At 38.1% G+C, this 14,329-nt stretch carries 7 protein-coding genes and 2 tRNA genes; 3 read left to right on the top strand and 6 right to left on the bottom strand.

Going from position 1 to position 14,329, the window contains the following annotated elements:
* Positions 1-112, top strand: a 112-nt coding sequence (locus ACFIMG_RS01625) for a DnaB-like helicase C-terminal domain-containing protein (RefSeq protein ID WP_375693557.1), incomplete at its 5' end; no start/stop codon positions are given.
* 207 nt (positions 113-319) lie between these two features.
* On the opposite strand, the gene ACFIMG_RS01620 is transcribed toward ACFIMG_RS01625, so the two are convergent.
* Positions 320-393 (bottom strand) — tRNA-Gln (locus ACFIMG_RS01620).
* Positions 394-653: 260 nt separating this feature from the next.
* Between ACFIMG_RS01620 and ACFIMG_RS01615 the strand changes: the two genes are divergently transcribed.
* Positions 654-1,043, top strand: a complete 390-nt coding sequence (locus ACFIMG_RS01615) for a VOC family protein (protein WP_375678775.1) — start codon at positions 654-656, stop codon at positions 1,041-1,043.
* 1,900 nt (positions 1,044-2,943) lie between these two features.
* On the opposite strand, the gene ACFIMG_RS01610 is transcribed toward ACFIMG_RS01615, so the two are convergent.
* The 5 genes from ACFIMG_RS01610 to ACFIMG_RS01590 all read right to left on the bottom strand — a co-directional run bounded on the left by ACFIMG_RS01610 (position 2,944) and on the right by ACFIMG_RS01590 (position 6,790).
* Positions 2,944-3,017 (bottom strand) — tRNA-Gln (locus ACFIMG_RS01610).
* 64 nt (positions 3,018-3,081) lie between these two features.
* Entirely contained in the window at positions 3,082-3,840 is a 759-nt protein-coding gene (locus ACFIMG_RS01605) for an ABC transporter ATP-binding protein (RefSeq protein ID WP_375678777.1), read from the bottom strand.
* Positions 3,837-4,712: an iron chelate uptake ABC transporter family permease subunit gene (locus ACFIMG_RS01600; RefSeq protein ID WP_375678778.1), complete on the bottom strand. Its 876-nt coding sequence runs from the start codon at positions 4,710-4,712 to the stop codon at positions 3,837-3,839. The genes ACFIMG_RS01605 and ACFIMG_RS01600 overlap by 4 nt, the downstream gene beginning before the upstream one ends.
* A 67-nt stretch (positions 4,713-4,779) precedes the next feature.
* Positions 4,780-5,736 carry an ABC transporter permease gene (locus tag ACFIMG_RS01595; protein WP_375678779.1) on the bottom strand — a complete coding sequence of 319 codons (957 nt, stop codon included), beginning with the start codon at positions 5,734-5,736 and terminating at the stop codon, positions 4,780-4,782.
* Between the two features lie 103 nt (positions 5,737-5,839).
* Entirely contained in the window at positions 5,840-6,790 is a 951-nt protein-coding gene (locus ACFIMG_RS01590) for a siderophore ABC transporter substrate-binding protein (RefSeq protein WP_375613669.1), read from the bottom strand.
* Positions 6,791-6,988: 198 nt separating this feature from the next.
* Here ACFIMG_RS01590 and ACFIMG_RS01585 point away from each other — a divergent pair, with 198 nt between their 5' ends.
* Entirely contained in the window at positions 6,989-13,936 is a 6,948-nt protein-coding gene (locus ACFIMG_RS01585; protein WP_375678780.1) for an autotransporter outer membrane beta-barrel domain-containing protein, read from the top strand.
* The last annotated feature ends 393 nt before the right edge of the window (positions 13,937-14,329 follow it).

The raw sequence follows: 14,329 nt of genomic DNA, 5'->3' as shown, positions 1-14,329 counted from the left end.
AGCCAAGGGTAAAGCCGAGGTTATTATAGCAAAACAACGCCATGGTCCGACAGGAATCGTTCCCCTTGCCTTTCAATCCGACTTTACATGCTTTAGTGATTTGGAAAAATAGGAGCAGAAAAATGCGTTAAAGAGAGCGTTAAAGACCCTTTGAAAGGCATTTGAAGACCCTTTGAGAACATCTTTAAAACTCTTTGAGAAAAAATAAATTGGTACAAAACCTAGTGTCAAAATATACAAAACCTGCTGGCAAGCTACAGCTGGCAAGCTACAACAAAATCCGCTGGCAAGCTACAGCTACATACAGCTACAATACAACTGGCTGGGGAACTTGGATTCGAACCAAGATTGACGGAGTCAGAGTCCGCTGTTCTACCATTAAACTATTCCCCAATAAGCCAATTTTACCATTTCTAGCAGATTCTATAGTGTAGGCAAGTGCAAAAAATCTTTAGATTATCGATAATAAAGAGCGATAGGGATATCATTATAATCCCAGTAGGGGCGGACTCGATATTTTAGCATATAGCAATAAGCGAATAAAAACATATAAATAGAGCAGACCGCGAACGGAGGCATCACAAACTCTTGTTGAAATATTCTCTAATAGGTATATGCCTGTCAGGCAACAGCTACTAAATCATGGAGAATTTATGAGTAATATTCCTACTTATCCTGTTACCCCAAACCTACAGTTGGTATACGTCTCAAACATAGAGTATTCTACGGCTTTTTACAAATTCATCTTCAAGAAAGAACCTGTGTTTACCTCGCCACGCTATGTTGCATTTGCTTCTTCGGGGGATGCTCTCTTTGCTCTCTGGTCTGGGGGCGATAAGCCTGAGGAAAATGTGCCTCGTTTTTCAGAAATCGGCATTATGTTGCCGACAGGAGAGGACGTAGATAAGCTCTATGCGGAATGGCAAGAGCAAACCACTGTTGAGATAAATGTTTTGAAGGAACCGTATACTGATGTATTTGGACGTACCTTCCTAATCAAAGATCCAGACGGACATATTATCCGTGTTTGTCCACTGGATTAAAAAGCTTGAGATCCGATCTTTAATCGTCCGAATTATAATACCTGAATTATAATAATTGTCTGTTTCCAAAACCTATAAGCTATGCACGCTAAGAGGCTTACTTACGACGCGTGGCTTATTCGTTCGGTGCTGTTCCATTATATTCAGCACCACAACCTGCCTGTTCCCACAGGCGGTCTAATTGGTTTGGGGCATCAGTCGGCGTTATTGCATGGCCAGTGATCAGTACTTGTAAAATCATAGAAGCTATCCCTCATCGCACTTATATTGAGCCTTTTACTGGAATGGGAAGAATATTCTTTACAAGGAAATTGATATCTTTATGAAGTTAAAAAGGTATTGTACATAAAAACTAATAAAGTCAATATATTAAGTGCAATTATTTTATATGAATCCACATAAGAATCCATACTTTTATGCATGTTTGAATTGATCATTTTTTATATAGGATTGCCATGAATGTATAGACCATAAAAAGCAAATCATAATGCAAATATTATAACGCATGGGTGCATTCAAATGAAATGAAAAGCGGTTATCATTCATAACAGGTCATAAATTTTATGATACGTTTTTATTATAGCACAAATCACATTGTTTTAAATTTCAGTCGTTTGGAATTATCGATAACATAAATTGCATACGTTTAAGAATGGGATGTGTTTTGCTCTTTATTTGAGTGTAACCTTAAAAGGAATAATCGTTTGAAACTATCATAAGCTTATAGATTGAGTTCATAAAGATTGCATAAAAGGGTTTAAAGATAAGATCGTTTTTAAAAACGCTTACTAAAAAGTTAGTAAATGATAGGCAGGCATTATATAGATACTATCATCACAATATAGAATGAAAATCACAATGTTATGTCTTATGAAATTGAAAGCCTTTTAATGATATAACGCAAGCAAGCGAGAAAAAAACGTTTTAAAAGTTACAGTTTAAAAATACGAAACCAAATGAGCTCTCTCAAAATTTGGGGGGCACCTATTGAAAAAAAGATGAGGCAGCAAAATTCAAAACCATTGTAACATCTAAGGTATGGGATTTTATTCAATTTTGAGTCAAAAGCTATAATGTTTAAAGATGGCTCTTCTAAAGATAACGCCTCCAAAATTGGATTGGTTAATTTTGCCAACTCAAATTTGAGCTGGTTAATTTGCAAAGAAGTTACATTTGAGTGCAAAATGAAAAGATACTTATGAAAGCCTTATTGAGAAGACATTCATTTAAGATGCATTTTCTTTTGATTGGATTGATAAAGTTACCAAGCGTTTATAGATTCTATAATGCTAATGAATGATATCAAAATCATAGCGATCATTTACGTTTCTTTTGATAAGTTTTCATATTTCTAAATAGAGCACTTGCAATATGATACGTTTTGTATATATGAATTTATTACTCCATTGTGGATGATTCATTTGAATCTTATAATCAATATCTGAAAGCCGCGTCATATCATTTGGCTCGGCTTTCTTTTTTGAATTCTCTCTTTAGATAGGTTTATAGCTATTAGATAAGGCTTTCCCATAAACAGAGCCAGATATACGTGTATTACTATGAAAGGATTTATTTGTGAGGGGATTACCAGACAATGTTTGCTTTGTTTGCGCAAGAGAAAAATTCTTCTCTCTCAATGATGTGTCTCAGATTCGAAAAATCTTTAGCCAATTTAAGATAAAAGGGGTTGGTACATCTTATACATGTGGTTCAAAGAATCCGCACCGGCTCAAGAGCTTATCATCTCAAATTGCAATTTTTAGAGGAAGAGAAAATATGCATTAAAGGGATTTTAAATAACCCTTGAAAGTTTTTGAAGATCCTTTGAAAAAAATAAATTGATGCAAAACCTGCTTTCAAATTATACAAAACCCGATGACAAGCTACAATCATTAAATACTGGCTGGGGAACTTGGATTCGAACCAAGATTGACGAAGTCAAAGTCCGCTGTTCTACCATTAAACTATTCCCCAATAAGCCAATTTTACTATCCCTAGCAGATTCTATAATGCATGCAAGCGCAAAAAATCTTTATGATTATCGATAATAAAGAGCGATAGGGATGTCATTAATTGTTTTGATTTGAATATCGACATCATAAATGTCTTTAAGAATTTTTGGTTGCATAATTTCTTTTGGAGTCCCACAATAGGCCGCTTTCCCATTTTTCAATGCAACAATCATATCTGAGTAAGATGAGGCAAAATTAATATCGTGCATAACAATAAGAATGGTTTTTTTCAGTTCATCAGCTGTGCGGCGTAATTGCTTCATCATAGAAACCGCATGTTTCATATCCAGATTGTTTAATGGTTCATCTAAAAGAAGATAATCAGTGTCTTGGCAGATAACCATGGCTATAAAAGCGCGTTGACGCTGACCGCCAGAAAGTTCATCTAAAAAACGGTCTTTTAAATCTTGTAAGCCGAGATAGCGTAGTGCACTGTCGATAAATTGTTTATCTTCATGTGTATACCAGCCTTTTGAATAAGGATAGCGTCCGAAACTCACTAAATCGTATACGGTTAAGCGAAAAGACAAAGGATTTTCTTGACGCAAAATTGAGAGTTTTTGAGCCAAAATATCGTGGGGCATTTTATCAATATCAAAGCCGTCGATATGAATTGTACCATTATGGTGTGGTAAAAGACGTCTTATGAGCATTAAAAGAGTTGACTTTCCCGAACCATTGGGGCCAATCAGAGAAATAACCCCCCCTTTTGGAAGATGAAGGCATAAATTATCGATAATCAATCGTGCTCCGTAAGCCTTGGAAAGATGATTGATCTCAATCATTTTAGTTTTCCCTTCATCAGTAACATTAAGAAAACAATTCCCCCACAAAACTCAATGATAAAACTTAAACGTCCTGCCATATGAAAAATTTGTTCTAAAATAAATTGTCCACCCACCAGACAAATAATAGCCAATAATATTGCAATTGGAACAACAACACTGTGTTTTGCTTGAGGAGAAAGTTCATAGGAAAGGTTGGCAACTAACAGTCCAAAAAAGGTGACGGGGCCTACTAATGCGGTGGAAATTGATACGAGAATGGAAACAAAAATAAGGACAGCTGTCGCACTTTTGTGGTAATTAACGCCAAGATTGAGGGCATTTTCACGTCCCAAAGCCAAGATATCAAGAAGATGACGGGAATGCCATCCAATCAGACTCACAATGAAGACAATGATTGTGGCAAAGCTTATTAACGGTGTATTAAATTTATTAAAATTTGCAAACATAATATCGGTTAAATTCATCATTTGGTCTGGATTTAGTTGCAATTGCATAAACATTCGTAAACTGAAAAAAAATCCGCCTAAAACAACACCGATTAAAAGCGTCAAATGAAGCCCTTTTAGGCTTCCTGAAAAGAGCCAGCGAAAAAGGCTTATTGAAAAAAAAATAAGAATGAGGGCTTCAAGAACGAGCTGTCCTTCTTCATTCAAAAAGGGCAAAGAAAGAGAGCCTACAAAATACATTAGGGCAGTCTTTATTAAAATATAAAGCTGATCAAATCCCATAATTGAAGGGGTAAGAAGACGGTTATTAACGATTGTTTGAAATAAAACTGTAGAAACGCTTATTGCATAGGCAATAAGAAGCAAAGAGGAAAGTTTTGTAAGACGAAATTTCCATGTATAAACATTGATGTTCCACGTCATGTAAAGACTAATGACAGTGCATGCTATGATGATAAGTGTTGTTAGTACACATATTGTTTTTCTTCTTCTATCCAAGACGCTTTCTCCAGCGTAAAAGCAGTATCATAAAAATAAAACTACCGATTACACCCATTATGGTGCTGATGGGAATTTCAAGAGAAGGATGAATGATTCGTCCTAAAAGATCACAAATCAAGACCAATCCTGCACCGCTGATGGCCACCCAAGGAGCGGTATAGCGCATATTATCTCCCATGAAACTTGAAACAATATTTGGAATAATCAACCCAACAAAAGGAATACGGCCAATGGTACACACAACAACAGCAGTGATTGAGGCGACAATAAAAAGACCAAAAAACATGACAACACGATAATTCAATCCAAGGTTATTGGTTAAATCTTCTCCCAAACTTGCAACCGTAAAGCGATCAGCAGTACAATAGGCCAGAATACAAAGGGGAAGGGATAGCCATAAGAGCTCATATTTTCCTTCAAGAATCATCGCAAAACTGCCAAATAAGTAAGCTTGAAGAGAAGGAAGTAACATTTCATAATCTGCAATGGCATTGGTTAAAGAGCCAATAATATAGCTTAGCATAATCCCTGTAAGGGGTACAATGAGAGCAGATTTTAGAGGAATGCGTCGCAATAAAAACATAAAAAGTAAAGTGCCTACCATGGCAAAAATTGTCGCAACGACCATTTTTCCTAAAACAGGAATATCGGGCCCAAAAATCATAATAAAAAGAATGCCAAGGGAAGCAGATTCAATGGTTCCAGTGGTTGATGGCTCGACAAAGCGATTGCGTGTTAATAGTTGCATAATCATGCCTGAAAGTGCAAGTGCTGCGCCTACTAAAAGGATTGCAATGGTACGAGGAAGACGTGTTTGCCAAAAAATAAGCCACGCATGGGGATCGGCTGCGAAAAGGTTAGAAGGTGTGACATCAGAATAACCAACAAAAATGCTGAGGATAGACAGGAAAATTAGAAGTGTTATGGTTATCCAGTAATTCTTCACGTTAAATCATTTTCTAACAAAATCTACAAAAAGCAAAGACTGCTTAATAAACAACCTCTGCTTTTAAATTTTATTTATATAGCAAGCAAGCTCTTTCGTGCGCTTATTTGCTCTTTGTAAAGGCTTCATTGATCTGCTGTGCGGTTTCAATGAGTGCCGTTAAACCGCCATTTGCACGATACCAACTCCAAGAGTCCAAATAAATAATTTGGTTTTGTTTGCTTGCTGTTGTGCGGTGAACAAGCTCATTGTTGAGCAATTGTGCTGCGGATTGTCCTTCCCGTCCAATGGCTGCATCGCGATCAATCACTAACAACCAATCAGGATTGGTTTCAAGAATGAATTCAGGAGAAATGAGTTGTCCATGTTTTTGCACGGTAAGTTTATCAGTTGCAGGGGCAATTCCAAAAGCGGAGTGAAAAATATCGAAACGTGATTTTGGTCCGAAAGCACTGATTTTTCCACCAGAGGTCATGAGTATGAGCCCGGTGCCTTTTCCTTGGGTATTTTTACGGACTTCAGCAAAAGCTTCATTGATTTTTGCAATTTCTTTTTCTGCTTCTTGTGTTTTACCAAAAATTTTTCCAAGGATAGACACATTTCGTTTTATATCTTCAAGAGAATTTTCGTTTTCTACTGTTAGATCAATTGTTGGGGCTATTTTGGATAAGTCTTTATATTTTGCTTGAGTTCTGGAGGAAATAATAATCAAATCGGGTTGAAGAGTGGCAATTTTTTCATAATCTGGCTCAAAAACGGTTCCAATTCTTTCATATTTTGCATCGTCAAATTGTTGCAGATAGGAAGGTTTTTTTCCTTCAGGAAGGCCGATAACTGCTTGGATACCAAGGCGATTCATATTATCTAGCGAGGCAAGATCAAACACAACAACCTTTTGCGGAGAAGTGGGAACAGAAGTCGTTCCTGAAACATGATCAATCGTTACATTTGTCTGGGTACTCGTATTTGCAATACTCGTATGAGTCCACAAAATCGTTGCAAAACTAATTGCAACCAGTAAAACAGAAGTCATCCATTTCATATATTTTATCATCGTGATTTTATCCTTTTATCTAATATTACAAAGGTTTGCGCACTTAAAAACTTAACTTTGGTATTTTTATGCACAAAATGAAGCGTAAATAAATAACACTATGTTGTAAAGTTGACTGACATATGTTACAAATCGTTCACTTACCTCATTTTCACTTAATTCTAGTGTTTTTGCAACATTATTTAGAAAGTTTGACATATGATCAATGTATTTAAAAAGCGTACACGTTTGTACGCACTGACAACAAGTGCTTTCTTCTTTTTACAAGGTGTAGATGTTTCTATGGGGAGTGGTTGGTTCTCATCATACCTTCCTTCAGTTTCATTGCCATCATTATCATCATTTACCTCTTTCATTGGAGGATCGAGCACAGGGGCTATAACACCACCCGGAGGAGTGGAGGTTTCTGAAAGAGCAGAACCTAGAGTCGATAATGCTGTTAATAGTGGTCCTGCTCAGGCTCAGGCTCAGGCTCAGATTGTGCCTATTTTAAATCATATTCGACCTATTAGTGCTTGTCATTCTAGAAAGAATAATGTTTTTGTTCCTGGCATGATACGGAATGTTGCAGGTAGTAGTGTTCGTGTTGCGAGTGGTGCAGGTGCAGTACCTGGTGTTGCGAGTGGTGCAGGTGCAGTACCTGGTGTTGCGAGTGGTGCAGGTGCAGTGCTAGGTATTTTGGGTGATATTCCAGATGGTGTGGGTGGTGTGCCAGGGCTCCCAGGTTCAGGCGTTTTATCTACTGGGATAGGAACAGTAGCAAATGTGCCGCAAGCAGGTGTACCAGCTGGCTTTGGTGGCTCATTAGCTCTTGTACAAGATACTTTATTATCAGGTAATATAGCAGGAGGAGGATTAAACACTGTAAGTCAACAAAGACCAAAGGCTATATTAGGTGTTTCGAGTGGGGCAGATACAACGAATCTGCCTGCTATTCCAGGAGTTGGTCCAGGTACTATGTCAAATGATGCTTTGAGTAGTATGCCAGGTGTTCCAGGTGCAGGCGGTGTATCTACTAGGAGGGCAAGAGCAACAAGAGCAGAAAATGTGGAAGCAAAAGAAGCAAAAACAGCAATAGCAAGTGGGAAGAAAACACGTGCGGGGCTTGCAGGTGTACCAAGTGGATTAGGAGGAGAGTTGGTTAGAATACTAGATGTTCCAAGAAATGTAGATGTTTGGACATTATTTAATATTCCGCGAAAAGATAGTTTAAGCGAAACATATTTTCCAGTGGGGGAAGAGGCGCTAAGAGTACAAAAAGCGAGTGCAGATGGTCTTGTTGGTATGCCAGGTATATCGAGTCCTGTATTGAATTCTTTACCACCTGATACATCAGGTGCTATGGTGCCTGGTGTGAGTGTATCTATACCAGTTAGTGATGGTGTTGGGGCTCTAGAATTTATAGATTCTGTGGAGGCAGGTAAAGGATTGGCTGATTTACTCAATGGTGATCAGCGAATATATGGATCTATTTCCTGTGATCAGTCCGGAGTATATGCTCTAATAGGGGGGACTATTATAGCGGATCAAGGTGAGAGCGCTGTAAATGTGGAATCTTCTCTTGATGATGGGAAAGTAGTTGTTAATTTGGACGAAGTATCCATTGAAAGTATGAATATTGGGAAAGAACTTTCTGAAAGTTTATCTGCAGTGGGTATACAGGATTATAAAGTAGGTATAGAGAACATAGATAGTTTATATACTCATGATCCGCTTTATGTTGGTGTATATGTCGGAGATTCTGCTTCAAATATGAATGCAGAGGTTAATTTGAAAAACTCAAATATTCAGGGTTTTTTTATTGGGCTTCGGACTGAAGAGACTGGAAAGATCACGATGGTGGGGGGAGGAATCAGAGATGCGTATATAGGTGCTCTTGCTAGTGATAATGGGTGGATTGTTTTAGAGAATGTAGATATTAATGTTAAAAGAATCGGTTTAGTTAGTTTGGGTCCATCCGTTATCGAGATGAGGTCTGGAGCAATTACCGTGAAAGAGGGTGGAATAGGAGTTATCTCTACAAAAGAGGGGACTGTTCTACTAGACGGGACGGTTATCAATGTTGCTGAGGAACCAAAAACTACAGAAGTTGGTACTTCGGAGACGAATATAGGTTTATTGTCACTTGGAGGTACTATTTCCTTTAAAAATGGAAAACTTAGAGCTCCTAATACTGTTGCATTGTTGGTAAGTGATAGCTTTAAGAATAATATCTCTGTAGCTTCTAATAGAGTCTCTGGAGCTTCTAATAGAGTAGAAGCGGAGAGTGAGGATGGCGATGATACGCAACAGGGTTCTAAGGCTAATAGTGATTCTTTCATTGGTGAGGTCATCTCTATTGAAACTAGAGATGGCGCTGTCCTTAATAATATTAGTTCCACGTATTTTGAGGCTTTATTCCCTATAGAGAATTTTTTAGGAAGCGGTGCAGATTCTAGAAGTACTAGTGCACCATCTGGAGCTGGCGCTGGAGATTCTGCAGTGGTGGCGTCTAAACCAGATGCAAACTCTAGGGTTGTCAACTTAATAGTTTCTGATATTCAAAATTCAACCGTTAAAGTGGAAGGTAAGTCTTATGGTGTATTTTTTGGTGATATACCTTCGAATGTGAGGAGAAAAAATGATCAAACGAGTGTGAGACAAGAAAGTGGTCAAAATGTAGGTCAAAATCTGGGAGAGGGTGGAATAAAAGATGATGGAGATAGTTTGCATGCAGTTCTTTTGAAAAATACGGTTTTCAGAGTTCCTAATGGTGTGGTCATTTATGGTAACAGTTTGGATGGGTACGTCGTTGTAAAAGATGACTCAACTCTTTCGGGTGATTTAATGTTGAAAGCTGAAGAGGGGTCGCATTTGTCGGTTTTTGTTGAAGACTCTGTCGTCATGGGGGGAGCTCACGTTGATAAAAAATCTCAAGCTAGGCTTTTTCTATCTGGGGGATCAGAGTGGTATTTAACAAAGAATCTGCATAATCGTTTGGAAAATTCAAATACGGGTTGTGTAGATTCATGTCTTTCGTCTATGAATCTTGTAGATAGTAATGTTAGATTTTTTACTTCTTTGAAAAATAAAAATACATCTAATAAAGATATTGAGTATCGAACCCTTCGCATAGGAGATGGGAATGGAACAGTTTATAGTGCTGCTTCTGCCGCTACAATTTACTTCAATGCAAATTTGATGCCTAGCAATACAGAAAATTCTCAAATATCTGACAGATTGTTGATTCATGGTGATGTTTCTGGAAAAACAATGGTAGTTGTGAATGATACTTCTGATGGTATATCACAAAGTCAGGATACACCTCATAGCATTTCAATTATTCAGGTTTTTGGAAATGCAGAGAGGGATTCTTTTAAGCTGAAAGGTGATTATATTACACGAGAAGGGTTACCTTATAAGTATGTTCTTCGTGCTTATGGTCCAACTACTCCTCCGAAAATGCAGTATTTTGATAAGACATTACTTAAAAATAGTAGAAGTGTTTGGGATTTTCGTTTAGAAGATGAATATTTTATACCTCTCGTTTCTGCTTATACTGCTACTGCTAATTTTCAACCTATTTTTAAGGCTAAGCCACTTGTTGCAGTTGATTCTACTGATGCTTCTACTGAAACTGCAATAGATACTAATGCTGACACTGGTGCTGGTGAAGTAAATAGTGAATCCATAACTCCTCCTGTATCTGGGGAATCTGCATCTGTAGTCTCTGTTCAAGGCAATTCACTTTTGAGATCTGAAACATCTGACGAATTTTATGAAGATGATGATGACGAAGATTTTACGGAATCTGAAACATCTGAGGTTGTAGTGCATACCTTTTTACCTGTTACTCCATCTCCATCATCTGTTACTCCTTCTTTATCCAGAAATTTGGCACCTTTAGTACCTCCAAGAGTTAATTTAAGTGGGAGATCTGATACAGGTAAAGGACCTGTAATATCTGCCGATGAAATTTTTGTAACACCTGGGGATCATATTGTATCTAAGAGGCCATCACCTATAAAATCAGCTGCTGCTATGAAGGCTGCTATGAATGCTTCTGTTCCTGTGGTTTCTGAGATAGCTGTTATATCTTCTAATGGAGTTTCTGCTATGAAGCCTTCTACTTCTGAGATATCTGCTATATCTTCTAATGGAGCTTCTGCTATGAATGCTTCTGCTCCTGAGATACCTGCTATATCTAATGGAGCTTCTGCTATGCAGCCTTCTACTTCTCTGGTTTCTGAGATAGCTGTTATATCTTCTAATGGGGCTTCTGCTATGAATGCTTCTTCTCCTGTGGTTTCTGAGACATCTGCTGTATCTTCTAGAGCTGTTGGGCGTGTTCTTATGCTTAGTCGTACTGGTAATGGAGATGTTTCTTCTAAGGAAACGGTTTCTTCTACATGTGATGATATGAATAATGGTGAGAAGGGATCACAGACTACTTATTTGTGTAGAGATGGTAAATCGCGGACAATAACAGGGAAGACACTGAAGGTAAGTGATAAAACTCAGCATCCTATGCATGCAAAAAATCAGGATACGGTTATTAAGTTAGAGGGAGCCACAATTAGTGGTGCGGATTTTTCTGATAGCAAAAATAATGTTGATTTTAATGAAATATATGCCGTGAGTGCTGTGCTTGCAGAAGAGGGGGCAGAAGTTGTTTTGGATAATAAATCAACAATTACCTCTTCTGTGATTGGGCTTGAAGCGCAAAGTAGCGGGAAGGTTACAATGCATGCTGGAACAGTCAATGCGCGTTATGTAGGCGCTTTGGCGGGTTCTGGATCATCTGTTAATTTAAAGGATACGAAAATTAACGTAACGGGGGATTTAGCTGTGGCTGGTTTGGCGAGTCAGGCTGGTGAGGTAACTATGGACTCTGGAACGGTTATGCTGACAAATGGAGTGGCTGTGAGATCAGAAGCTGGGGGACGTGTAAGATTAAACAAAGTTAATATTACTGCGAAAAAAGAAGCAGGAAAGTCGAATTTTACAGAGAAATTTGGACGTGCAGCTTTTTTGGTGAGTGATAATGCTTCTGTTGATTTTAAGAACGGAAATGTTGTTACTGATGCTCATGCTTTGTGGATTATAAAGTCTGATGATAATGTGGTTGAGACCGGCTCTTCTAGGAGAAGGAGATCATCTGACGTTCGTCCTACTATGAATCACGTAAATATCGAGTCTTCTACTGTTAAAGTGGAAGGTGAAGGAACCTATGGTATATATTTTGATGGTCTAACGCTGAAAGAAGGGAGTGAGAAAACTCGAAGTCAGAATCTAGAAACTGCGCAAACAGGTGTTGCTAAGCGGAGCGCTGTATCCAAACAGGAGAATACACCTATAGGCATAACAGGGACAGTTTCGTTGAAAAAAACTGATTTTGAAGTTGCAAATGGTATAGCTATCTATGGTAATAATTCTGGTGGTCGTGTTTTATTAGAAAATAAAACAACTCTTGCTGGTGACTTGTTATTAAAAGCCGAGAATGATTCGAACATGTTGGTTTCAGTTGATAGTTCTATTGTTACAGGCGGTGTTCGCGTTGATAAAAATTCTTATGCAAAATTAGATTTGGCTAATAATTCACAGTGGATTCTAAAAAGAAGTGCACAGAGGAATTTGGGGACTCTAGATTCAGGATGTGTGGATTCATGCATTTCTTCTGTAAGTCTTGTAAATAGTGCTATTGATTTTGCACCTTCGGAATCTGAAGGAAAATATCAGACTCTCCATATTGGAAATGGGAAAGGAACTGTTTATGCGGCACAGGGTAATGCTGTAATTCATCTCAATGCACGTTTAAATCCTCGTGATCCGAGTGATCAGCAAGTCACTGATCGGCTTGTCATTCATGGTGATGTTTCTGGAAAAACAAAAATACATGTACGAGGTGATGCGGGCAATGTAGGAGATGGTAAAGCGAATGCCAAGATTGCTCATACTGTTTCAATTATTCAGGTCTATGGTCAAGCGAAGAAAGACTCTTTCCAACTCGATGGCAATTATGTTGCACTGAGAAACTCACCTTACAAATACACCCTTCGTGCTTATGCTCCAGAAGCGACTTCGAAACAGGAGCATGTTCAACAGAAATTTGTTAAGGATGGTGGAGAATTTTGGAATTTCCGTTTAGAAAATCAGTATGTTAAGTCTGTTGGATCTGCTGCCTTTCCTGAACAATTTGTAAGGTCTGTTGTTCCACAAGTTCCAACTTATCTCAGCTTGCCTAATAGTGTATTCCACGCTGGTTTGATGGATATTAGCAATCAAAATAAGCAATTGGAGACGTTACGGATGACTTCTACAGGAATGGTAGAGGTTCGTGAAAATCCCGCTTTATACTTGCGCGGCTATGGTGGAAGTTATCATTATGCTTCAGATCTGTCCGCACTTGAATATGGTTACGGAGGTGATCTTAGTTATAATGGTGTAGAGGCAGGTGTTTTGCTGCAAACTATTGAAAATGCTGACAGTGCTATATCCTTTGGCGTTATGGGAACTTATGGAAAACTTTCTCTGCAGCCTGTGAATGTTGAGCACAGTCAGAAGAGTGCATTTGATAAATGGACTGCTACGGTATATGGTAGCATGCAGCATAATGTTGGCTTCTATGTCGACGGTCTTTTATCCTATGGTCTGTTCAAAGGTGATGTTCTCACCCTTGCACGGGGTAAAACAGCAACATTAAAAGGTAATCCTTTGAGTGTTTCTTTAGCTGGTGGTCAGACAATTATGACAGGATATAAGGGCTTTGTCTTTGATCCGCAGGTTCAGGTTGTGTATCAACATCTCCAGTTTAATAAAGTCCGTGATATCGACAATTTTAATATTGAAATGGGTAACCTTAATCAGTGGGTAGCACGTGTTGGTGGACGTTTAACCAAGATTCCTACAGGTTCTGAAGGCGTGAATGCTGTTGCTTTCTATGGTAAGCTTTATCTTGCTCATGGTTTTGAAGGAAAACAGTCTGTGCATTTCAATGATGCTTTCAAGTTAGGAGCTTTTGGTTCTTCTATAGAGGCTGGATTAGGTTTTAATGCCAAATTGTTGCCACAGTTCTCTCTGCATGCTGATATTCTCTATCAACATAAGCTTAATAAGGCTGGTTTTTCGGGAACAAGTTTTTCTGGAGGAGTACGTTATCAGTTTTAATATAAGGTACACTATGTACCTTTTTAGAAAAGGCAGCACATTGTGCTGCCTTTTTTCTTTATAACAACTTGTGTTGTTCTTAAAAAATCTCGTCTTCTTTATTAAGCAAAAAAGACATAGTTTGTTTTGTGCATGAGAGCACTTTTCTCCGCTAAAGCGAATTTTCTTAAAATTTATGCTGCTACTGATGCGATAGAGTGCTTCGCTTTTATCGGCTTTTTAAGCGTTCAGCAGACCGGTATGCGTTACGTTATCCTTTTTGGTACTGTATTGATATTATCTAATATAATATTTGATGTTTTCTAAAGCTCGTTTTTGAGAGTTTGTTTTCTACTGATTTAAGTCATTGTTTCATTCATCTCCTTGTGGATTAATTTTTAAAGCTCACAAGGT

The organism is Bartonella sp. AP11XZML, assembly GCF_042196445.1.
In the GTDB taxonomy this organism is placed as follows: domain Bacteria; phylum Pseudomonadota; class Alphaproteobacteria; order Rhizobiales; family Rhizobiaceae; genus Bartonella.
Note: the sequence above shows the minus strand (reverse complement) of the source record. Positions and strands in the feature narration are given on the sequence as shown.

Excerpts from the sequence above, each read along its gene's own strand:
- ACFIMG_RS01615 (WP_375678775.1), top strand. The coding sequence starts at position 654 with ATGAGTAATATTCCTACTTATCCTGTTACCCCAAACCTACAGTTGGTA.
- ACFIMG_RS01605 (WP_375678777.1), bottom strand. The coding sequence starts at position 3,840 with ATGATTGAGATCAATCATCTTTCCAAGGCTTACGGAGCACGATTGATT.
- ACFIMG_RS01600 (WP_375678778.1), bottom strand. The coding sequence starts at position 4,712 with ATGACGTGGAACATCAATGTTTATACATGGAAATTTCGTCTTACAAAA.
- ACFIMG_RS01590 (WP_375613669.1), bottom strand. The coding sequence starts at position 6,790 with ATGATAAAATATATGAAATGGATGACTTCTGTTTTACTGGTTGCAATT.
- ACFIMG_RS01585 (WP_375678780.1), top strand. The coding sequence starts at position 6,989 with ATGATCAATGTATTTAAAAAGCGTACACGTTTGTACGCACTGACAACA.